The organism is Bacteroidota bacterium (genome assembly GCA_016194975.1).
In the GTDB taxonomy this organism is placed as follows: domain Bacteria; phylum Bacteroidota; class Bacteroidia; order Palsa-965; family Palsa-965.
Map to the genome: position 1 here is coordinate 1 of JACQAM010000022.1, position 24,095 is coordinate 24,095.

A 24,095-nucleotide genomic window follows, 5' to 3' on the forward strand; every position below is an offset into this window, starting at 1 on the left:
AAATCCTACTCCAACTGTTACAACTACTACAACCGGCGCAACTATTTGTTCGGGAAGTTCTACAACGATCACTGCAAGTGGCGCTACAACTTATTCCTGGATGCCGGGAAGTTTGTCGGGAACTACTGTTACGGTTTCTCCAGCTTCAACTACTACTTACACCGTGACGGGAACCTCTGCCGGATGCAGTAGTACTGCAACACAACTTATAACAGTGAATCCTTCACCAACTGTTACGACCACTACAACTGGCGCAACTATTTGTTCGGGAAATTCCACCACAATCACCGCGAGCGGCGCAACAACTTACGCGTGGATGCCGGGTAGTTTATCCGGAACTACAGTTACAGTTTCCCCGGCTTCGACTACTACTTACACAGTGACGGGAACGGCGGGCAATGGTTGCACAGCAACGGCAACAAGAACAATCACAGTAAATCCTACTCCAACTGTTACAACTACTACAACCGGCGCAACTATTTGTTCGGGAAGTTCTACAACGATCACTGCAAGTGGCGCTACAACTTATTCCTGGATGCCGGGAAGTTTGTCGGGAACTACTGTTACGGTTTCTCCCAACAACTTACGCGTGGATGCCGGGAAGTTTGTCGGGAACTACTGTTACGGTTTCTCCGGCTTCGACTACTACTTACACAGTGACCGGAACGACGGGCAATGGTTGCACTGCAACGGCAACAAGAACAATTACAGTGAATCCTTCTCCAACTGTTACAACAACCACAACCGGCGCAGCTATTTGTTCTGGAAGCTCAACCACGATCACGGCAAGTGGTGCTACAACTTATGCGTGGATGCCCGGTAGTTTGTCGGGAGCTACGGTTACCGTTTCTCCTGCGTCAACTACTACCTACACTGTGACGGGCACCACTGGGTTGTGTTCTGGCACAACCACACAAATGATCACCGTAAATCCGAATCCGGGCGTAACATCTTCTTCATCGTCCCCATCGGTCTGCCAGAATGGAAACGTTACACTGACCGCTTCGGGTGCAACAACCTACAACTGGATGCCGGGAAGCATGAGCGGAACAAGCATTACTGTTACGCCACTATCGACCACAACTTATACTGTTACCGGAACAGATGTGAACGGATGTTCGAACACTTCGACACTCACCATTACTGTGAATTCATTGCCAACCGTCACGGCTTCTTCATCAAGTAGCACTGTCTGTTCTGGAAGCGCAGTTACACTTACTGCATCAGGAGCATCAACTTATAACTGGATGCCGATTAATGTGAATGGAAATCCTGTTACCGGTAATCCTGTTTCAAACACTACTTACACCGTAACAGGAACGGATGCTGTTGGATGTTCCAGCACTGCAACGGTCATTGTCAACGTGAATGCTCTTCCGAATGTTACTGCATCAGAATCTGCAACGTCGGTTTGCACCGGGGATGCTGTTACTCTCAGCGCGAGCGGCGCAAACACTTATTTGTGGCAACCGATAAACACAACGGGAGCAACCGTGACCGACGTTCCTGCATCAACAACAACGTATACCGTAACAGGAACCGATTTGAATGGATGCGCAAACACTGCACAGGAAACGGTAACTGTAAATCCGCTACCGATAATAACTGCAACAGGGGATTCGCTTATTTGCGAAGGAAATTCAGCAAATCTTTCCGCAAGCGGTGCAACAAATTATACCTGGAATCCGGGTGCGCTCAACGGATCAACTGTTGCAGTTTCTCCGGCTGCAACTACTTCCTATACCGTGTTGGGAACGGATGCAAACGGATGCAATGGATCTGCAACTTTTACCGTCACCGTCGATACGCCACCGGTTGCCGGAAATATTATCATCAATGGAACTACATTAACATCAAGCGTTGTCGGCACAACTTATCAGTGGTATTTAAATGGAAATCCTGTCTCCGGCGCAACTTCACAATCGTACACCGCAACACAGAATGGAACTTATACCGTGGAAGTATTTGATGCAGCAGGTTGCGGTTCCGGACAATCTTCCGGCGTAACAGACCCAACAGGTATTTCTGTTTCGTCGTCGGTAGAATTCATCAATCTATATCCGAATCCGAATAACGGACATTTCACACTGAATTTCAATTTGACAGAAAAATCAGATTGTACAGTGGATATTTACAATGCACTTGGTCAGTTGATCTATCGTGAAGCGCTTGGCGATTTTTCCGGCGAATACAAAAAAGATCTTGACCTGAGTAATTATGGAAAAGGCGTTTACTCCGTGCGATTGAAAACCGGAACGAAAGAGCTTGCGATCAAAACGATCGTGTACTGATAACAAAATCTGCCGGCTGATTTTAGCTCCATTCGTGATTTTTTCATTCTGAATTCTCCCTTTTTCTCCCGACATTTACTTTCCGTTCCGACTTCCCCGGGGTCCATGAAATTTCATCTCTAAAAACATCCGCTGCAATGTTCCGCTCCGTAAAAATCTGCACTCTTCTTCTTTCAATTTTTTTCTGCTCCCGGATTCTGTTTGCGCAGAATTCCAATAACTGGATCGATCTCTGGCAAACGCCGGGAACTAATTTTTTCGTTGTCAAAGCTGCGTTCGATTCCGCTTATTACGATCGTGAACAGGAAATGATCCGCGACATGCGCGAGCATCCGCGTGACTCGCACGGAAATGAAGAGCTGGATGGAACTTATTTTCAGTTCAAACGCTGGGAATATTTCATGCAGCCGCGCGTGGGCGAAACAGGTGATGTTTCTATTGTGAATACGACCAATCAGAAATTCAACGAATATCTTCAAGGCAATCCTGCTGCAATGACAATGCATAATTCTTCAGTCGCAAGAATGCAGTCTTCCTCTTCCTGGTCATTCGTAGGCCCAACGGGGGCGCCCACAAATTCAGGCGCGGGAAGATTGTGTTGCATACGATTCGATCCGGTTACGACAACGACCATGTACGTGGGTACGCCCGCAGGAGGTTTGTGGAAATCTACCAATAGCGGAACCACGTGGACATGCCTGACCGATTTTCTTCCTGAGATCGGATGTTCTGATGTTGCTATAGATCCAACCAACACCAACATCATATACATGGCAAGTGGCGACAATGATGCAGGCGACAGTCCAAGTATCGGTGTAATGAAAAGTACGGATGGTGGGTTGTCTTGGAACACAACCGGTCTCAGTTTTACTTCGAGCCAGGTTCGCCGCATCGGGCGATTGCTTATCGATCCTTCGAATCCGAATATTCTTTATGCAGGAACATCCTCCGGCATTTACAAAACTTATGATGCAGGAGTTAACTGGTATCTTGTTTCGCAGCTCAACACACAGGATATGGAATTCAAACCGGGGGATCCGAATACGATTTATGCTTGTAAAACTTCTTTTTTCAAAAGTACAAATGGCGGATTAACATGGTCGCTCATTACTACAGGGCTTCCGCAAAGCAGTATTGTTGCCCGTCTGGCAATTGCAGTTACGCCGGCTGCGCCTGATAATGTTTACGTCGTGGCCGCGCATACCTCTTCTTATATTTCCGAGGGAGTTTATCTCTCGACGAATTCAGGAAGTTCGTTCACTCCGCAATCCGGTCAACCGAATTTGCTCGGATGGGATCCTTCCGGTGGCGACAATACCGGGCAGGGATGGTATGATCTTTCTATTGCTGTTGCGCCTTATGATGCGAATATTGTTCTCGTTGGCGGTGTGAATGTCTGGAGAAGTGATGATGCCGGTGTGAACTGGACGCTCAATGCGCACTGGACGGGATCGGGCGCACCTTACGTGCATGCGGATGTGCACGATATTGTTTTCGATCCGGTTGCCGGAGGAAGTTATTACATCGGTTGCGACGGAGGAATTTTTAAAACTGTAAATGACGGTGGAAGTTTTTCCGACTTGAGTCACAATCTCAGCATTGCCCAGATTTACAGTCTGGGATTATCTCAGCTTAATTCCGGAACTCTTATCACCGGCCATCAGGATAACGGAACGAATGTAAAAGTCGGCGCAAATTATTTTGAAGGTCTCGGCGGCGACGGAATGGTTTGTTTTATTGACAGAACCAATGATGGAAATATGTTTGGTGAATTGTATTATGGCGCATTCAATCGCTCAACGAATGGCGGCGGTTTCTGGTCGGGAATTACCAGTGGATTGACCGGGAGTGCCGATTGGGTAACTCCGTGGTGCCAGGACCCTGTGAATGCAAATACACTTTACGCCGGGTATGATCAGCTTTTTAAATCGACGGACTTGGGAAATACCTGGAATCCTACGAGTACAACTATGCTCGGTGTTTTAAAAGATATTGAGATCGCTCCTTCCAACAATCAGATCATTTATACAACAACCGGTGTTGGCGTTACACGATCTTCCGATGGCGGAGTTACATGGGCCAACATCACTCCTTCCGTCAACACTTCTTCTTCTTCTATTACAAAAATTGCTGTGAGCAGTTATGATCCGAATAAAATCTGGATCTCATTGAGCGGATATACTCCGAATATGAAATGTTTTTACAGCGCCGATGGCGGAACAACGTGGACCAATATTTCTTACGGACTTCCGAATCTTCCTGCTAATTGTATTACCAGTGTTCCGGGTTCAATGAGTGATGCAATATTCATCGGGTGTGACGTGGGCGTTTATTACCGCGATAATTCTTCTGCCAACTGGCAACCTTTTTTTCAATCACTTCCGGATGCGCCTGTTTATGATCTGAAAATTTTTAAACCCACAATGATCCTGCGTGCGGCAACTTATGGCCGCGGTGTTTGGGAAGTTCCGATCGATCAGTCGTTGCTGGTTCCGCAGCCAAATTTCACAGCTAACCTGAGAAATGTTTGTCCCGGTCAAAGTATTTCATTCACCGATCTCTCGACAATGAATCCTGTTTCCTGGCAATGGAGTTTCCCCGGCGGAAATCCTTCTTCGTCCACGGTGCAGAATCCATCCATAGTTTACAATACTCCCGGAACTTATCCGGTAACACTTGTCGCCACCAATGCAGCAGGCAATGCAACATTGACACAAACTGCTTACATCACTGTGAACGGAAATGTTCAGCCGCCTTTCGTGGAAGGATTTTTGAATTCAACTTTTGTTCCCGCAGGATGGACAACGCTCAATGGAGGCAACCAGAATTTTTTCTGGCAACGCAGTAATACAGTCGGACACAACAGCACGAATTCTGCGTACTTCAATAATTATACACAGAATGGCGGAGGCGACAAAGATGACATCCGCACAATGGGATTGGATTTCACCGGTTATTCTTCGCTGCAATTGCAGTTCGATGTGGCTTACGCGCGCTACAGTAATTCACGATCCGATTCACTCGAGGTTCGCGTTTCAACCGATTGCGGTGTAACATGGACAACTGTTTACGTGAAAGGCGGATTGACACTCGCCACTGCGGGAACGCTGAGCACCCCCTTCACTCCTTCTAACAATCAGTGGAGAACAGAAACGGTAAATCTCGGTGCATACGCCAATCAAAGTGATGTGATCTTCGCTTTCAGAAATCACGCGCGTCACGGAAATTATCTTTACGTTGATAATATCAATATCGCCGGAACTGCAAATGCCGCTCCCGTAGCTTCGTTCTCCATGAATGGAAATGTATGTGAAAATAATGCGGTAACATTCAATGATCTTTCATCGCCTGTGCCGGCTTCATGGATGTGGTATTTCCCCGGAGGAAATCCGTCAACCTCCACTTCACAGAATGCAACAACCATTTTTGCAACGGCAGGCACTTACACTGTTTCGCTTGTTTCCACAAATTCATTCGGCAGCGATTCTGTTTCACAGGTGATCACTGTTAATTCTTCGCCGGCGATAAATGCAGGAGCCGATTCATCTTATTGCAGCGGAACGTATGTGCAACTCAATGCAAGCGGAGGAACCACTTACAGCTGGTCGCCATCCACAGGAATGAGCAATCCCAATGTTGCTGATCCCGGAATTTACCTGACCGCTTCCGGAACCTTCGTTGTGTTAGGATACAACCCTCTCGGATGTTATTCTTCCGACACCGTTGCCATCACCATCAAACCGAATCCTGCATTCTCTGTTAATGCAGCCCCTTCCATCATTTGCGTGGGAGATACTTCTTTGCTTACGGTTACAAATCCGGCATGGAGTTATGCGTGGACACCAACGAACACATTGAATATTGCAACCGGCGATAGCGTGGTTGGATCGCCAACGCAAACCACAAATTACACAGTGATTGCAACAGATACCAATGGATGCACTGCAACGGGAATAAAAACAGTAACGGTCACTCCTCCGCTTATGACGCCTTCTGTACTCGTGAATGGGTTCCAGCTCACCTGTTCTGTTTTCGGTTATTCTTATCAGTGGTACCTCAATGGAAATCCGATCGCGGGTGCCACTTCTCAAACCTATACTGCAACGCAGGTTGGAAATTATTCCGTGGAAGCATTCACTTACCAGGGATGTTCTTCCGGAATTTCTTCGCAGTTGTTCGTGAACGGAATAGAGGATCATTCTTCAATGCCGATCTTCAGCGTCGCACCGAATCCGAACAGCGGAGAATTCGATCTTTCATTCGTGGCGACAGAGAATGCCGATTACGTGCTGCAGATTTTCAGTATCGATGGTAAACTTGTTTTCAATGATGAACTGAAGAAATTTTCCGGTTCCTACACAAAACATATTGACATCCGCAGCTACGGGGCCGGATCCTATGTTGTTCGTTTGACGAATGAGAAACAGCAAACCGTGCAGCGCGTGATCGTGTTCTGATATTTTTTTCCTGTAGTTAATTATGAATGCGAAGATCTCCGAATGGAATATTGACAGAAGCTGGACGTTATTCCTCGACAGGGACGGTGTGATCAACAAACGTTTTCCCGGCGATTATGTGAAGTGCATGGAAGAATTTGAATTTCTTCCATTGGTAAAAGAAAGCATTGCGGAACTTTCATTTCTCTTTGGAAAAATAATTGTCATTACCAACCAGCAGGGAATCGGAAAAGGATATTATTCGCATGAAGATCTCGCGCACATACATGCGCACATGAAAAAAGAAATTGAAATGGCGGGAGGAAAAATAGATGCTGTTTTTTACGCGCCTCAACTGGAAGAAGAAAAATCGCCAATGAGAAAACCCGGGATAGGAATGGCGCTGCAGGCGAAAAAAGTGCTGCCCGAAATTGATTTTGCAAAAAGCATCATCGTCGGAGATTCGGAAAGTGATATGGAATTCGGAAAGCGCGCCGGGATGAAAACAATTTTCGTGGGAAAAGAAAAAGATGTAGCCATGAAATGTGATGGCTATGTGAGCGATCTCGGCGCGGCACGAACTTTTCTGCAGGGATTCTGATTCCGGTTGGCGGACCAACCGCCAATTCATCATAGCCCGCTGATTAATCGGTGAGTTATGACGAAAATTTTTCCAAAAAATAATTGTGACTTTCCGCGACCCATGGTATTATGAGTTCAAACGACACATAAAAAGCCATGAAAAATTCGCATTTTATCCCTCTGTGTGCGCTCGCGGCAGCGCTCACCTGCCTGTGTTTCGCCTCGTGCAAACCCGACCAGAAAACAGCCGGCAACACACGCCACGCTGTTGATCCTGCTCTGAAAGACGATGTTCCCTTCCGCGATTTTGATGTGGATGTTGCTAATGACGACACTGTTCGTCTCGGTGAAGGAACAAACATTTACATTCCGAAAAATATTTTTGTGGATGCCAATGGAAATCCTGTCAATGGAAAAATTCAATTGCATTACCGCGCATTCTATACACCGGGAGAGATCATTGCTTCTGGAATTACCATGGTTTACGATACTTCGGGAACCGATCACACATTCGCTTCTGCCGGAATGTTCCAGATCTCCGGAACACAGAATGGAAATCCTGTTTCTATTGCTCCGGGAAAATCGATCAGCATGGATTTCGCTTCATCAAAAAATGATGCGGATTATAATTTCTATGAACTCGATACGGCTAATGCCAAATGGGGATTTGTTTCCACTTCTACCGCCGGGCCGAATACGCTTCGCATGAAATTGCTTGCTGCCATTGATAAATTTTTTCCGAAGCCGGTGGACCCGCATGAATATGATCCTTCCAAAGCAATTCTGAATCTGGATGTGGATGTTTCCGATCATCCTGAACTTTCGGGTTATTCCAATATTCTCTGGCAATATGCGGGAACAGGAACCGATCCCGAAAAAAATAAATGGATCTACGATGAAGAATGGACCTCGGCTAAACTGGTGATGAATGATTCCAATACCTGCCGTTACAACATGAAACTTTCTGACAACAGCAGAACTTTTTCTACTGATGTTTATCCTTCGCTCAAAGGAGAAAATTACCAGAAAGCAAAAGAGGATTTTAAAACAAAAATGTTCGCCTTCGAAAATTCGGAACGCGGCCGCCAGCAGAATAGAATAAACGTTGCACTAACGCAACAATTCGAACGCAAATTAAATATTAACCGCTTTGGTATTTGCAACTTCGATATGTGGGCCATCTATGGTAAAGTGCGCCAGATACGCGCACGTTTTCATTTCGATGATGCCGAATTTGAAAAAAATCTTGAGAACGTTGCCGTGTTCGTGTGCGCCGTGGGAGGAAGATTCATCCGCACTTATGTCGGTTCTGAAATTGCGGATATTAGCTATATTCAGGAACGCAATAGTTGTGTCATTGCGGTTTTGCGCGGAACATCCAAAGCGTGTATTCTCAATAACAATGAATTCATTGGTGAGTGCCCGAAAGACCGCGATGGAATTGCAGATTTTCATCTGCACAAAACTTCTAAGGCCGTCACCAACAGTAAAGACATAGATGAACTGATCTCCCAATTATGATCCGAAAATTTCCTGCGTGCATAAGCGTGATCTTTCTTCTGGCCTTCGCTCATTGCACATCCGCACAAACAAAAGACGTGGGCTCCCCGCGTCTTTTGCTTCCTGTGAAGCAGGGAAAATTATGGGGCTATGCCGACACGATGAGAAACATTGTCATCTCTCCTCAATTCGACATGGCTTATCCTTTCAGAAAAAAAATCGCTGTTGTTGAAAAAGGACGCAAAGGATACGCGATCGATTCCACAGGAAAAATTCTTACACCCGGATTCGACCAGGTTTTTCAACTCGACGATTCTATTCTTGCTGTTTATGTCAATGAAATCAGCGATACGCTCGGCGGGTGGGGAATCAGCACTGTGACTGGAAAAAATATTCTTGCGCCCGCTTATGACCAGATCCTGCGCCTGAGTCCCGATGTTTTCACTTACAGGAAAGATACGCTGTGGGGCGCGGTGAATAAAAACGGAGTGCTGCTTACCAAAGCGGTTTACGATACGATCACACTTGTGTATGGAAAATATGTGGAGCTGCACACCGGAAAAAAAATCGGACTCATTGGAGCAGACGGAAAAAGATTTCTTGAAGATGAGTTCTCGATAATTTATTTGCCCAATGAAAATATCATAGGCGCTTATCATGAAAAACAAAATGCCGATCATCCGAAAGGATGGGGCGCCGTTGATCTTTCTTCCCGAGAAGTAATTCCATTCGGGTTCGACAGTCTTTTCCGCATCGGCTATTATTTCACGGGCGTAAAAGAAAAAGATTCGCTCGGAATTTATTTCACATCGGAGATCGGCATGCCTACTCCTGTTCATTACAAAACCATTCTTCCTCTCGATCTCTATTGGGCAAAACTCATCGACTTCTCCGGAAAATGCGGGCTCACAGATACGACGGGAAAAATAATTGTCCCGGTTCTTTACAACGACGTGATCATTGGCGGAAACGGATTATGGTTTGCTGCGGATGCAAAAAATAACTGGGGAATTTATTCTCCCGATGGAAAAATGATCGCGCCCACTTCCTATTCGCACATCGATCCTTTCCGTTCGAGAGTGGCCGTCTTTTATTCCGGTAACGAGCAGGGACTCATCAATGATCGCGGAATGGTTCTGGTGCCTCCCGGAATTCAGCAGATCATTGTGCGTGATCTTACTGTGAAGGTTCTGCATACAGATAGTTCTGCAACTTACATTACACTCGATGAAAATGGGAATATTTTCAGCAAGGATAACTACGATGTTTTTCGTGTAATAAAAATTACCGGGAGAGAAGCGCCTGTAAAATTACCGGTGAATAGTTCTTCCGCAGGAACAACAAATGGCTATACGCCGCGCATCGATTCGCTCGACTGGTTCATGAATAACAAAACAGGATTGTGGGGAATGCGGAATACTTTCACCGGCGATACTATTCTTCCTGCGCAATTTGAATACGTAACTCCGGCAGGAAATTTTCTTACGTTGGTTGCGATCAAAGAAGAAGTTCCCTCCGTGATCGTTGATGAAAGAATTTCTTACGCAATGGATCGTGTGGGGCTGGTGAATGACACCACCGGAAAATTCACGCTCAAACCGGAATATGCATCCATCCTCACCACCGACATCGGGAACAAAAGATTTTACGGGTACGTGCGCGCTACACTCACCGACGGGAGCATGGCGCTCGTGAGTACAGACGGAAGCGCGCGCACATTCCGCTGCACGTACGTGGAAAATGTTGCGAACGGTTACGCGCGTTTCTGCACCGGGGGAAAATGGACGATCGATGATCCGGGCGAAATGATCACGAATGTTTTTCATTTCACAACCGAACAGAATTTAAACCAGATGAGATCATTCGGCATTGCCAGCACTTCAAAAACATTCATGGAAAAAAATATCTGCATTGCCGGCGGAAAATGGGGCTATCTCGATTCCACCGGAAAAATTGTGATCGCTCCCGTTTACGATGGAGCAAAACCTTCGCAGAAAAAAACCGGCATTGTAAAACAAAATAAAAAATGGGGCGTACTCAGAATGGATAATTCTTCCATTATTCCCTGCGCGTACGATGTAGTCAGCTACCTGCCGGCCGATACCAACACGATGATCCTTGCGCAGAATAATGGTTTGCGTTATGGCTATATCGATCGCAATGGAAATATTGTTATTCCTGCCGATCTTAAAATGAGCAAACCACTCGGAGAAGGATTCATTGGTTTTACACGAACAGGAAAATGGGGAGTGATGAATGTAAGAGGAGAAATAATTTGTCCGGAAAATTACAATGAAATACTTCCGTTCTCCGAGGGAAAAGCAGCCGTGCGCAAAGGAACGAAATGGGGATTCATCGATACACTCGGTACCGAGATCATAGAACCCGGATTCGACAAAGCAGGTGGATTTCACAATGGAATTGCGCGCGCAAACAGTAATCACAAATGGGGATTCATTGATGTTTCCGGAAATTTCATTGTGGAACCAAAGTATTTACAGGCCGGTGATTTTTCTGTTTCATCTGCTCCTGCGAAAACGCGCGATGGCTGGGGCCTCATTGACAAAGACGGAAAATGGCTGCAGAAACCGGTGTGGAATAAAATAACATTGCTCGACTCTTTGCTTCCCGGATTTTTTGTGCTGAGGAATGAATATGTGAATGGCGTTTGCCGCGCCGACGGAAAAATAATTATCACGCCGCGCTATGATCAGTTTAAATATCTTGGCGAAGGCCGCATTGCTTATCTCTCCGGAACAGCATGGGGAATTACCGACACCAGCGGAAAAATAATTACTGCTTCTATTTTTGATCAGCTAAAATCATTTTCGGAAAATCTTGCTGCGGCGTCTTATGACAGTAAATGGGGATACATCCGCACCAATGGAAAATTCGCGATTGAACCGCAATACATGATTGCCGGAAAATTTCAGGATCACCGCGCGTACACGTACACGATGGATCACAAAGGACAATTCATCGATACTTCTGGAACTGTTTTTTTCAGCATTCCGCGTTCTTGCGTTTTGCTCGGTTATAGCGAAGGAAAATATCTTCTCGGAAGACTCAACAAGAAAAAAGAGGTAGAAAAAATGTATTTCATTACGCGACACGGCGTACTGGTGAACCGGTGCGAATACAAAGAAGCGCTTCCATTCCAGGATGGCGCTGCGCGCGTGCGCGAAGGAATGACGTGGGGCCTCATCAGTTACACCGGGTTTTACATTGTGCGTCCGCGTTATTTCATGATCTCTCCATTCGACCAGGGCCTCGCGCGATTCCAGATGCATTACACGCAAGGGCTTTTTTCCATTGACGGAAAAGAAATTCTTCCTGCTGAATACGATGCTATAGATTATGATGCTGAACTGAAGATGGTGCGTTTCGATAAAGGAAATGCAATGGGATATTTGTTTCCCGACGGAAGGATATGCTGGCCGGAAGGCGAATGAATTCCGCTCGTCGATGAGTAGAATTCATTCACCGATTTTCGCCTGTAAAACAGGTTTTTCATTATAATAATTACTTATTTTTACCTCGTCTCCTGAGTTTCATTTTCAGAATGAAATCAGGTTAGGAAAAAAGTTTTTGTAAAACGAAAATCTCGGGTCTTCTCCATCCATACTCCAAACTATCATGAACTCAGGCGCTGTTGATTATGTTCCCATTATTTTCACCATAGTTGTCGCTGCGGGATTTGTAGTGACGACCATGGTAGCAACGCATTGGCTGGGGCCTAAAAGAAACACGAAGAAAAAACTCGATACGTTCGAATGCGGAATTGAAGTGCAGGGCAATGCGCGGGTTCCATTCTCTGTAAAATTTTTTCTTGTCGCAATTCTCTTCGTGCTTTTCGATGTGGAAGTGATCTTCATGTATCCGTGGGCGGTGAATTTCCGCGATCCCGATGGAGCAGGGCCTTTGAAAGGCCTCGGCCCATTAGGACTTTTTGAAATGATCTCTTTCATGGCGGTTTTCCTTGTGGGATTTTATTACATCCTCAGAAAAGGTGCATTGAAATGGGAAGATTGAAAATTCAAGATTCAAGATTGAAAATTGAATTAAAAAAATAAAAAATGTCTGATATAATCACACCAAGAACAAAACTCCAGATGTCTCACTCTCCTGCGGGAGTGGAAGGTCCGGGATTTTTCGCGACTTCGCTCGAGAAAGTGGTGGGGCTTGCAAGAAAAAATTCCATCTGGCCATTGCCATTTGCAACTTCGTGCTGCGGAATTGAATTCATGGCAACGATGGCATCCACTTATGATCTCGGAAGATTCGGTGCAGAACGATTGAGTTTTTCTCCGCGCCAGGCCGACTTGCTGATGGTGATGGGAACGATCGCAAAAAAAATGGGGCCTGTTTTAAAACAAGTGTATGAGCAAATGGCAGAGCCACGCTGGGTTTTGTCAATGGGCGCGTGCGCATCGAGCGGTGGAATTTTCGATACCTACAGCGTGCTGCAGGGAATTGACAGAATAATTCCGGTTGATGTTTACATTCCCGGTTGCCCTCCACGGCCGGAGCAAGTTCTCGACGGAATTCTCCAGATACAAAAACTCGTGGAGAGTGAATCGCTGCGCAGAAGAGATTCTCCCGAATACAAAGCATTGTTGGCTAAATATGGAATTGAATAGCCTTCGATCCGTTCGACAAGCTCAGGACTCAATCTGACAAAAAATAAAAATGACAATAGCAACACAAGAAAATATTCAAACACTTCACAACACAGTTCTCTCGCGGCTGAAAGATAAATTCGGTGATGAAATAATTTCCTCAGGCATTAATTATGATTTCCCGGTTTTCATTGTGAGGCGCGAAAAAATAATTGACATTCTCCGTTTCCTGAAAGAAGATCCGGAATTGAATTTTCATTTTCTCACTACCCTGTGCGGATTGCATTATCCCGATAACAAGGGCGGGGAGTTTGGTGTGATGTATCAATTGCACAACATGCCAAAGAATTTCCGCATTCGCCTGAAAACTTTCGTTCCGGCGAATGATCTCGACATCGATTCCGCAACTGCATTGTGGCCAACTGCCAACTGGATGGAAAGACAGGAATATGATTTCTTCGGAATTATTTTCAAAGGGCATCCAAATCTCAAACGCATTCTCAATATGGACGACATCACTTTCTTCCCGATGAGAAAAGAATTTCCATTGGAAGATCAAACGCGCGATGATAAGGATGATTCTATGTTCGGACGATAAACCTTTTGTACGAACTACGAAATTGACGAACTACGAACTACGAAAAAAACGAATGAGCCAGGAATAAAATGGAAAATATCGTTGACGAAAATGTAAATACCGCACATCCCGAAGAGAAAGAGTACACCACGCTCAATCTCGGTCCTACGCATCCTGCCACGCACGGAATTTTTCAGAACGTGCTGAAGATGGACGGAGAAAAAATTGTTGACGCGGAATCCACCATCGGTTACATTCACCGCGCATTCGAAAAAATTTCGGAACGCAAGCCGTATTACATGCTCACCACGCTCACCGATCGTATGAATTATTGTTCTTCACCGATCAACAACATGGGCTGGCACATGACGGTGGAAAAACTCCTCGGTGTGAAATTGCCGAAGAGAATTGAATACATGCGCGTCGTGATCATGGAACTTTCGCGAATCTCCGATCATATCATTTGCAATTCGGTCATTGGTGTTGACACCGGCGCAATGACCGGGTTCCTCTACATTTTCCAGTGGAGAGAATTCATCTACGAAATTTTTGAAAATATCTGCGGAGCGCGACTCACAACAAACATCGGACGCATAGGAGGATTCGAACGGAATTTTTCTGCGGAAGTGTGGCAGAAGATCGACAACTTCCTGCGCGATTTTCCGAAAGCATTGAAAGAATTTGAAAATCTCCTCGTGCGTAACAGAATTTTCATGGATCGCACGATCAACGTTGGCCCGATCAAAGGCGATCGCGCACTCGAGTACGGATTCACCGGCCCGAACCTGCGCGCTGCGGGCGTGGATTATGATGTGCGCGTGATGAATCCTTATTCTTCTTATGAAGATTTTGATTTTAAAATTCCTGTCGGGCAGCATGGTGATACGTACGATCGTTTCATGGTGCGCGAACAGGAAATGTGGGAATCACTTTCCATCATCAAACAGGCACTCGCAAAAATTGATCGCAAGGAAAATATTTTTCATGCTGAGGTTCCTGAATTTTATTTGCCTCCGAAAGAAGATGTGTACAACAAAATGGAAGCGCTCATCTATCATTTCAAAATTGTAATGGGAGAAGCCGACGTTCCGGTTGGTGAAGTTTATCATTCGGTAGAAGGCGGAAACGGAGAACTCGGATTCTATCTCATCAGCGACGGAGGAAGATGTCCTTACCGTTTGCATTTCCGTCGCCCGTGTTTCATTTATTACCAGGCATATCCTGAAATGATTAAAGGCGGAATGTTGTCTGACGCAATTCTCACTATGAGTTCCATGAATGTTATCGCCGGCGAACTCGACGCATAACGGTTGTACGAAATACTAAAAGTTTACTAAAAGTTAGGAAATACGAATAAGTACAAATTGAAATGGCAAAAGAGATAAAATTTTCGGATGATACTTTAGCGGTGGTGAACACCATCCTCAAACGTTATCCCGAAGGAAAACAAAAATCGGCGGTCATTCCATTGTTGCATCTCGCGCAAATGGAATTCGATGGCTGGCTCGATGCTCCCGTAATGGATTACGTTGCTTCCATTCTTAAAGTTCAACCGATCGAAGTGTACGAAGTTGCTTCCTTCTATTCCATGTTCAATCTTAAACCGGTTGGAAAATGTTTGATCGAAGTTTGTCGTACGGGTCCTTGCTGGTTGCTTGGCGCGGAAGACATCGTTCGCCACATTGAAAAAAAATTAAACATCAAAGACGGAGAAACAACTTCAGACGGAATGTTCACATTGAAAACGGTGGAGTGTCTTGCTGCTTGTGGAACCGCCCCGGTGATACAAGTCGGAGAAAAATATCACGAAGGCATGACGTGCGAATCGGTTGACAACATGCTGAATGATTACAGATCGAAAGGTGAAAGAAAAACGCATTGGGATAAAAAACATGTCGTACGAAATACGAATCAACACTAATCTACGAAATACGGATTTGACGAATGGGAAAACAACTTCTTCTTGAAAACATCAACGTCCCGGGAATAGAAACTCTCGATGTTTATAAAGCGCACGGCGGATATTCCGCACTGGAAAAAGCGCTGAAGAAAAAACCGGAAGAGCTGGTGGATGAAGTAAAAAAATCCGGATTGCGCGGACGTGGTGGTGCAGGATTTCCAACAGGAATGAAATGGAGTTTCATCGCGAAACCGGAAGGCGTTCCGCGTCACGTTGTTTGTAATGCTGATGAATCAGAACCGGGAACGTTCAAAGACCGTTACCTGATGCAGCACAATCCGCACCTGCTCATTGAGGGAATGATCATTTCCAGTTTTGCGCTCGGTGCGAATGTTTCCTACATCTACATCCGTGGCGAGTTGCTTTACGTTTACCACATTCTCGAAAAAGCAATTGCTGAAGCTTATGCCGCAGGATTACTTGGAAAAAATATTCTCGGTTCCGGATTTGATTGTGATCTCTATGTTCACCCTGGCGCAGGCGCATACATCTGCGGAGAAGAAACAGGATTGATCGAATCGCTCGAAGGGAAACGCGGTAATCCGCGTATCAAGCCTCCGTTCCCTGCGGTGTCTGGAGTTTGGGGAAGACCGACCGTTGTGAATAATGTCGAGACCATTGCGGCGGTTGTTCCGATCATAAATATGGGCGGAGAAGAATACGCGAAGATCGGCGTTGGAAAATCTACAGGAACAAAACTCATTTCCGCTTGCGGACATATCAATAAGCCGGGGGTTTATGAAATTGATCTTGGTTTACCCGTTGAAGAATTTCTTTACTCGGAAAATTATTGCGGTGGAATCAAGAATGGAAAAAAATTAAAGGCAGTTGTTGCCGGCGGATCTTCCGTTCCTATTCTTCCTGCAGAATTATTTCTCAAAACAGCGAAAGGAGAACCGCGACTGATGAGTTATGAATCACTCGCTGATGGAGGATTTGCAACAGGAACAATGCTGGGTTCCGGCGGATTCATCGTGCTGGATGAAACAGCTTCTGTCGTAAAAAATCTCTGGAACTTCACGCGCTTTTATCATCATGAAAGTTGCGGTCAGTGTTCGCCTTGTCGTGAAGGAACAGGATGGATGGAAAAAATTCTTCATCGCATTCTTGACGGACACGGAAAACAAACGGACGTTGATCTGCTCTGGGATATTCAGCAGAAGATCGACGGAAAAACAATTTGTCCGTTGGGGGATGCTGCGGCATGGCCGGTGGCGAGTGCGATCCGCCATTTCAGAAAAGATTTTGAAGAGTACATCAATAATCCATCTTCGATAAAAGATGTGAAGCATTATTACTCACTGAGAAATCAAACTGCAATGGTGTAAATGAATTCAGTTATCTCAAATAATATGTCCGCTATTTCAGAAGCTTGTAAAAAATACAAGGTGAAAGAGCTATATGCTTTCGGTTCGGTCACTGATGAAAATAAGTTCAACGAGAAAAGCGATATTGATCTTCTTGTGGAATTCGGCGAAGCTTCGCTTGCAGATTATGCCGACAATTATTCTTCTTTCGTTGAAACAATGGAAAAACTTTTCGGAAGAGAAGTTGACCTCGTAACGGCGAAATACCTGAGAAATAGATTTTTTATTCAACGGGTCAATGAAACCAAACAAAAACTGTTTCAAGCATAGATTAAAAAAGTAAATGAAATTGCGGCTCCATATCCTCCTGGTTTCCGTAGCGTTGTATTCCAATACAACTGCGCAGAATTCCACCTGGAAATTTCAGAAAGGCGGCAACTGGTATTTCTCCTGGGGCTATGGAAAATTCTGGTACCCGAAAACGAATCTTTATTTCGATGAGAATTATACGGACCCTGTTGCGAAGGAAGTGGTGCACAGCGAATACACTTTGTATAATGTGAAAGCGCATGATCGGCTTGGTCTTGAAAAATTGTACAATGTTCCGCTTACTGTTCCTCAATTCTGCGTTCGCATCGGCTATTTCTTCAATGAAAAACAGGATCTCGGAATTGAGTTGACTTACGATCATGCAAAATTCATTGCTTCCGATTACCAATATGTGGAAATGAAAGGCACTACCAATGGAGTTGCATTTGACTCGCTCGCTTATTTGTATCCCGACAGAACGACGGGGCCAAAACCATTTGTTTACAAACTGAACAACGGTGCAAATTTTTTCGAATTCAACTTAGTCAAAAAATTTATTCTGTTCGACAGTAAAAACGGGATGATCCATTTGTCGTACATCACAAAATGCGGCGCGGGATGGAATACGCCTCACGTAGAAAATGAAATTTTCGGAGAAAAAAACAAACCGCATTTTCAACCTATAGGCGGGTGGAATGTGGGAGCGGAGGCCGCTGTGCGTTGCGTGTTTTTCAATCGCGCTTATCTTGAGTTCGGACAAAAAGGAGTTTATGCAAATTATTACAAACTAAGAAATGCACAGGGAGTTTCACGCCAGCAGATCGCAACTTATGAACTTGTTCTTTCGCTCGGAGTGAATTTTCCTTCGCACATTCACGCAATTCCATTGACAGATTCAGAAAAATCTAAATAATACAGAATGCCAAAAGTTACCATAGACGGTCACGAAATTGAAGTTCCAAAAGGAACAACGATTCTGCAGGCGGCAAGAATGCTCGGGCCTCATGTTGCTCCGCCGGCAATGTGTTATTATTCCAAATTAAAAACGAGCGGCGGATATTGTCGCACGTGCATTGTGCGTGTATCAAAAGGATCTGCACAAAATCCGAATCCAATGCCCAAGCCAGTTGCTTCTTGCAGAACTGAAGTGATGGATGGAATGGTGGTGGAAAATAATACTTCTCCGCAAGTACTTGAAGAGCGCAGAGGTGTTGTCGAATTTTTATTGCTGAATCATCCGCTCGATTGCCCGATCTGCGACCAGGCGGGCGAATGTCATTTGCAGGATCTCGGTTATGAGAATGGCGCCGAAGCAACACGATACGATTTTGAACGCCGCACCTTCGAGAAAATTGACATTGGCACAAAAGTTCAGTTGCACATGACGCGTTGCATTCTCTGTTACCGTTGTGTGAAAGTTGCCGATCAACTCACTGACAAACGCGTGCATGGAGTTCTGAATCGCGGAGAAGTTTCTGAGATTTCCACTTACATACACAACGTGATCGAAAATGAATTTTCCGGAAATGTCATTGACGTTTGTCCTGTTGGGGCGCTCACCGATAAAACTTTCCGTTTCAAATCGCGCGTGTGGTTTACAAAACCCGTGGATGCGCATCGCAATTGTAAAAAATGTTCCGGGCGCGTGCGCTTGTGGTTCAAGGGCGCAGATGTGTTGCGTGTAACTGCGCGTAAAGATCAATGGGGAGAAGTGCAGGATACGCCCGATGGAAAACCGGGATGGATTTGCAACGATTGCCGCTACGATCACAAAAAAGTTTCGGACTGGACGATCGAGGGCCCGTCACATGTTGATCGTCATTCGGTGATCTCGCAGAATCATTATGAATTAGCGAAACTGAAATTGGACACGGGAAAACAATTGAATGAATTGAAGGAGAAAAAAATAAAAGCTTCAAAATAATTTTATGACACCACTCATCGCACTCTTTGTTTTCCACTGGTATCCGCTGATACTCGCCATTTGCGTGTTCGGCGTTTCACTTGGAATTGCCGCCTACTCCACTTATTTCGAACGCAAGATCGCCGCATTTTTACAGGATCGCCTCGGGCCGAACCGTGCGGGCCCTTATGGAATTTTTCAGCCGCTTGCCGATGGATTGAAAATGTTCATGAAGGAAGAAATTATTCCGAATGTGTCGAATAAATTTCTTTTCATTCTCGGCCCTTCCATCGGGATGTTTACTTCACTCATTACCGGCGCTGTTATTCCGTGGGGGCCAAACATTCGCTATCACGGAGAAAGTCTTCCGCTGCAGGTGGCCGATGTGAATATCGGCGTGTTGTATTTGCTCGGCGTTGTTTCCATTGGCGTTTATGGCGTAATGATCGGCGGATGGGCATCAAACAATAAATATTCGCTGATCGGCGCATTGCGCGCTTCTTCACAAATGATAAGTTACGAAGTGGCAATGGGAATTTCAGTGGTAACGCTCATCATGATCACGGGATCGCTGAGCACTTCACAGATCGCAGCAGAGCAACACGGATTCATGAATGAACATTGGCTCACGTGGAATTTTTTCAAAAACCCATTGACGTTTTTCATCTTTTTCATTTGCGCCCTGGCAGAAACGAATCGCACGCCATTCGATCTTCCCGAATGCGAAACAGAATTGGTGGGCGGATATCACACGGAATATTCCTCGATGAAACTCGGATTTTATTTATTCGCCGAGTATGTGAACATGTTCATCTCTTCTGCGGTGATGTCGCTTTTTTTCTTCGGCGGATATAATTTTCCGTGGATGGATAAAATTCATGATCCGAATATGCTCGCGCTCGCGGGCACCTGCGTAATGTTTGCCAAAACACTTTTCTTCATTTTTGTTTTCATGTGGATACGCTGGACCATTCCGCGTTTCCGCTATGACCAACTCATGAATTTGGGCTGGAAAATCCTGATACCTTTGTCCGTCATCAATCTCGTTGCAACGGGATTCTTATTGTGGGGAACAGGAAAATTGTAAGCCGTAATTTTATTCAGTAAAAAAAATAATTGCAGATGCAGGCATTGACCAACAGATCGAAAATGGTTTCCAACAAGCAGATGACGTTCCTGGAGCGGCTTTATCTTGTTTCCATTTTCAAGGGAATGCTCATTACCATTTCACATTTTCTGAAAAAGAAAGCCACCATTTCCTATCCGGAAAAACATCGCCCCATCAGCAGCGTGTATCGCGGACAACACGTGCTCAAGCGCGATGAGAATGGCGCGGAACGATGCACGGCCTGCGGACTCTGTGCGGTTGCTTGTCCGGCGGAAGCAATTACGATGGTGGCGGCTGAAAGAAAAAAAGGAGAAGAGAATCTTTACCGCGAAGAAAAATACGCTGCCGTTTACGAGATCAATATGCTTCGCTGCATTTACTGCGGCTTGTGTGAAGAAGCGTGCCCGAAAGAAGCGATCTTTCTCACCGACAGAATTGTTCCTACGGAATTTGAGCGCGGAGATCTTGTTTACGGAAAAGATATTCTCGTGGAGCCCATGGAAAAATCAAAACGCATTGATGTGAGTAAGCGGCAGACGCCCGATGTTCTCGAATTCAAAACACATTCCGAATACGCACACAACCAGTTGTGGGATCCGAAAAAATCTTTGCAAACAAAAAAACAATCCCACTGATTCAAAGCACATTTTAATTTCATTATGCACCTAACCATCACACATATTCTTTTCGGCACTCTTTCGTTCATCGCTATTCTCAGCGGAATTCTCGTCATCTTCAGTAAGAATCCTGTGCACAGTGTCCTTTATCTCATAGTAGCATTCTTTGCCATTGCCGGGCATTACATTCTGCTCAACGCACAATTCCTCGCTATCGTTCACATCATCGTTTATGCAGGAGCCATCATGGTGTTGTTTCTTTTCGTGATCATGATGCTCAACCTGAATAAAGAAACAGAACCGCACAAACCGGCGTGGATACAGATCGCAGCAGTGATCGCGGGCGGCGTGCTCATGGTGACGCTCGTGGGCGCGCTGCGTAATGCGGGATCTCTGCCATTGACACAACCGAATGATGTGAACATCGGCCTCGTGGGCAATCTCGGGAAAGTTCTGTTCACCGATTTTTTAGTTCCGTTTGAAATTTCTTCCATCCTGTTCCTCGCCGCAATGGTGGGCGCAGTGATGCTGGGCAAAAAAAATATTAAATAAAAAAATATGTTGCTGTTAGAAGCAGGAAAATCCGCGATACAGGTGATACCGATGAACTGGTACATCACACTCTGCGCTGTACTCTTCGGCCTCGGCGTTCTTGGTGTTATGTTCCGCAGGAATGCGATCATCATTCTCATGAGTATTGAATTCATGTTGAACGCGGTGAATCTTCTGCTCGTTGCATTCTCTGCGCAACGCAGCGATCCCAATGCACAGGTGTTCGTGTTTTTCATTATGGCAGTTGCAGCAGCGGAAGTTGCGGTGGGCCTCGCCATTCTCATGATGGTTTACCGCAATACAAAAACAACGGATATTGATTTTCTGAATAAATTAAAATGGTAAACCTGTGATGTCGGGTGTTTAAAATGGCAAACCTGTGATGTCGGGTGTTAACACCCGACATCACAGGTTTACCACAACAAAATAAATTATGATCAAGCTTGCCGGACTCATTCCTCTTCTTCCGCTGATCGGATTTGCGATCATCGGGCTCGGTGGAAAAAAATTATCGAAGACCATTGTAAGTAGTATAGGTTGTGGATCTGTTTTACTTGCATTCGCGCTTGCACTCGGAATTTTCTTTCAGTTGCACGGGCATGCGCAGGATGTGCGCGTGATGGACTGGATCGTGACCGGGAATATGCACGTCGATCTTGCTTTTCTCATTGACCCGCTCTCTGTTCAGTTCCTGCTCATCATTACCGGTGTTGGATTTCTCATTCATGTTTATTCCACCGGCTACATGAAGGATGATGAAAATTACGATCGCTTTTTTGCTTACATGAATCTGTTTGTCTTCTTCATGCTCCTGCTCGTGATGGGAAATAATTATGTGATGATGTTCGTGGGATGGGAAGGCGTGGGATTGTGTTCGTATCTTCTCATCGGTTTCTGGTTTAAAAACACCGCTTACAATAACGCGGCAAGAAAAGCTTTCATCGTAAATCGGATCGGTGATCTCGGATTTCTATTGGGAATGATCCTCATTTATGTGACGTTCGGCCATCTCGATTTCAATCACGTTTTCGGAAGAGCTTCTGAAATGTCGCACGATGAATCTGCGGTGCTCAACACCATCGGAATTCTTCTTTTCATTGGCGCTTGCGGAAAATCGGCGCAGATCCCATTGTACACGTGGCTGCCCGATGCAATGGCCGGGCCTACTCCTGTTTCTGCACTCATCCACGCAGCAACAATGGTCACTGCAGGAATTTACATGATCGCACGTTCCGGTGTAATTTTCGCTCAGGCAGAAATTGCATCTGAAGTAGTGGCCATAGTTGGATTACTCACTGCGCTTTTTGCCGCAACGATCGGATTATTTCAGAACGATATCAAAAAAGTTCTTGCCTACTCCACCGTCAGTCAGCTTGGATATATGTTTCTCGGATTAGGAGTGGGCGCATACACCGGCGCAGTTTTTCACGTTACGACTCATGCATTTTTCAAAGCGTGTTTATTTCTCTGCGCAGGAAGTGTGATCCACGCCATGGGAGGAGAACAGGATATTCGCAGAATGGACGGACTGAAAAAAGCATTGCCCATTACACACCTCACATTTCTCATTGCTACGATCGCCATTGCGGGAATTCCTCCATTCTCCGGATTTTTCTCGAAAGATGAAATTCTTTCGCACGCTTACGATCACAATAAATTGTACTGGATGCTTGGCGTTATCGGATCAATGCTCACTGCGTTCTATATGTTCCGTTTGTATTTTCTCACGTTCGGTGGAAAATTCCGCGGCACACACGATCAGGAACATCATCTTCATGAATCGCCGAAGAGCATGACGGTTCCGCTCATGGTGCTCGCTGCACTTTCTCTCGTGGGCGGATTCATCGGAATTCCATTGATGAAGAACGGACACCTGCTCGATAAATTCCTTCGTCCTTCTCTCGATGGCGCTTACAGCAAATTGCTCGAGCCGAATATCATTCACCTGCAGCATGAACTTACGCTGATGGGAATTGCAGTTGCTGCAGCGGCGGCAGCAATTTATTTTGCTTATTCCATTTTTGTGAAGAGCGGATTTCTTCCGCAGGAAACAGAAGCAGAAATGTCGAAACCGCAGCGTGTTATTTACAATAAATATTATGTCGATGAATTTTACGATAGCATCATTCGCAAGCCGCTCGACTGGAGTTCCGATAAATTATACCGCTTCTTCGAATTGCGCGTCGTGGATTCATTCGTGAATGGAATCGGAACTGCCGTGAAATGGAGCGCAAATTCTGTTCGCTATCTCCAGGCGGGAAATGTGGGTTCTTACATTTTCGCAATGGTGATCGCCGTCATCGCTATTCTACTGATAAAATTATTCTGAAAAAT

The 24,095-nt window shown here is 45.3% G+C and carries 19 protein-coding genes; all 19 read left to right on the plus strand.

Annotated elements, in window-relative coordinates; all coding sequences use genetic code 11:
* The first annotated feature begins 593 nt into the window (after positions 1-593).
* The 19 genes from HY064_13265 to nuoL all read left to right on the plus strand — a co-directional run bounded on the left by HY064_13265 (position 594) and on the right by nuoL (position 24,090).
* Positions 594-2,291: a T9SS type A sorting domain-containing protein gene (locus HY064_13265; GenBank protein ID MBI3511624.1), complete on the plus strand. Its 1,698-nt coding sequence runs from the start codon at positions 594-596 to the stop codon at positions 2,289-2,291.
* A gap of 137 nt (positions 2,292-2,428) precedes the next feature.
* A complete protein-coding gene (locus HY064_13270; protein MBI3511625.1) occupies positions 2,429-6,748 on the plus strand; it encodes a PKD domain-containing protein in 4,320 nt (1,439 codons plus the stop codon).
* A 22-nt stretch (positions 6,749-6,770) separates the two neighbouring features.
* A complete protein-coding gene (locus HY064_13275; protein ID MBI3511626.1) occupies positions 6,771-7,328 on the plus strand; it encodes an HAD family hydrolase in 558 nt (185 codons plus the stop codon).
* A 137-nt stretch (positions 7,329-7,465) separates the two neighbouring features.
* On the plus strand, positions 7,466-8,830 hold the full coding sequence (locus tag HY064_13280) for a hypothetical protein (GenBank protein MBI3511627.1): 1,365 nt from the start codon (positions 7,466-7,468) through the stop codon (positions 8,828-8,830).
* Positions 8,827-12,261 carry a WG repeat-containing protein gene (locus tag HY064_13285; GenBank protein MBI3511628.1) on the plus strand — a complete coding sequence of 1,145 codons (3,435 nt, stop codon included), beginning with the start codon at positions 8,827-8,829 and terminating at the stop codon, positions 12,259-12,261. Before HY064_13280 ends, HY064_13285 begins: the two co-directional genes overlap by 4 nt.
* Before the next feature lie 184 nt (positions 12,262-12,445).
* A complete protein-coding gene (locus tag HY064_13290) occupies positions 12,446-12,841 on the plus strand; it encodes an NADH-quinone oxidoreductase subunit A (protein MBI3511629.1) in 396 nt (131 codons plus the stop codon).
* Positions 12,842-12,885: 44 nt separating this feature from the next.
* Positions 12,886-13,449 (plus strand): NADH-quinone oxidoreductase subunit B, encoded by a 564-nt coding sequence (locus tag HY064_13295; GenBank protein MBI3511630.1) that lies wholly within the window; start codon positions 12,886-12,888, stop codon positions 13,447-13,449.
* A 49-nt stretch (positions 13,450-13,498) separates the two neighbouring features.
* A complete protein-coding gene (locus tag HY064_13300; protein MBI3511631.1) occupies positions 13,499-14,026 on the plus strand; it encodes an NADH-quinone oxidoreductase subunit C in 528 nt (175 codons plus the stop codon).
* A gap of 68 nt (positions 14,027-14,094) precedes the next feature.
* Positions 14,095-15,312 carry an NADH-quinone oxidoreductase subunit D gene (locus tag HY064_13305; protein MBI3511632.1) on the plus strand — a complete coding sequence of 406 codons (1,218 nt, stop codon included), beginning with the start codon at positions 14,095-14,097 and terminating at the stop codon, positions 15,310-15,312.
* A gap of 62 nt (positions 15,313-15,374) precedes the next feature.
* On the plus strand, positions 15,375-15,926 hold the full coding sequence (locus HY064_13310) for an NAD(P)H-dependent oxidoreductase subunit E (GenBank protein MBI3511633.1): 552 nt from the start codon (positions 15,375-15,377) through the stop codon (positions 15,924-15,926).
* 23 nt (positions 15,927-15,949) lie between these two features.
* A complete protein-coding gene (nuoF, locus tag HY064_13315; protein ID MBI3511634.1) occupies positions 15,950-17,293 on the plus strand; it encodes an NADH-quinone oxidoreductase subunit NuoF in 1,344 nt (447 codons plus the stop codon).
* Positions 17,294-17,602, plus strand: a complete 309-nt coding sequence (locus HY064_13320; protein MBI3511635.1) for a nucleotidyltransferase domain-containing protein — start codon at positions 17,294-17,296, stop codon at positions 17,600-17,602.
* Between the two features lie 13 nt (positions 17,603-17,615).
* Positions 17,616-18,494 carry a hypothetical protein gene (locus tag HY064_13325; protein MBI3511636.1) on the plus strand — a complete coding sequence of 293 codons (879 nt, stop codon included), beginning with the start codon at positions 17,616-17,618 and terminating at the stop codon, positions 18,492-18,494.
* 6 nt (positions 18,495-18,500) lie between these two features.
* Positions 18,501-19,505: a (2Fe-2S)-binding protein gene (locus HY064_13330; GenBank protein MBI3511637.1), complete on the plus strand. Its 1,005-nt coding sequence runs from the start codon at positions 18,501-18,503 to the stop codon at positions 19,503-19,505.
* Between the two features lie 4 nt (positions 19,506-19,509).
* Positions 19,510-20,571 carry an NADH-quinone oxidoreductase subunit NuoH gene (gene nuoH / locus HY064_13335; protein ID MBI3511638.1) on the plus strand — a complete coding sequence of 354 codons (1,062 nt, stop codon included), beginning with the start codon at positions 19,510-19,512 and terminating at the stop codon, positions 20,569-20,571.
* 35 nt (positions 20,572-20,606) lie between these two features.
* Entirely contained in the window at positions 20,607-21,227 is a 621-nt protein-coding gene (gene nuoI / locus HY064_13340; protein ID MBI3511639.1) for an NADH-quinone oxidoreductase subunit NuoI, read from the plus strand.
* A 24-nt stretch (positions 21,228-21,251) separates the two neighbouring features.
* Positions 21,252-21,761, plus strand: coding sequence for an NADH-quinone oxidoreductase subunit J (locus HY064_13345; protein ID MBI3511640.1), 510 nt, complete (start codon positions 21,252-21,254; stop codon positions 21,759-21,761).
* A 6-nt stretch (positions 21,762-21,767) separates the two neighbouring features.
* Positions 21,768-22,106 (plus strand): NADH-quinone oxidoreductase subunit NuoK, encoded by a 339-nt coding sequence (nuoK, locus tag HY064_13350; protein MBI3511641.1) that lies wholly within the window; start codon positions 21,768-21,770, stop codon positions 22,104-22,106.
* A gap of 88 nt (positions 22,107-22,194) precedes the next feature.
* Positions 22,195-24,090 carry an NADH-quinone oxidoreductase subunit L gene (nuoL, locus tag HY064_13355; protein MBI3511642.1) on the plus strand — a complete coding sequence of 632 codons (1,896 nt, stop codon included), beginning with the start codon at positions 22,195-22,197 and terminating at the stop codon, positions 24,088-24,090.
* The last annotated feature ends 5 nt before the right edge of the window (positions 24,091-24,095 follow it).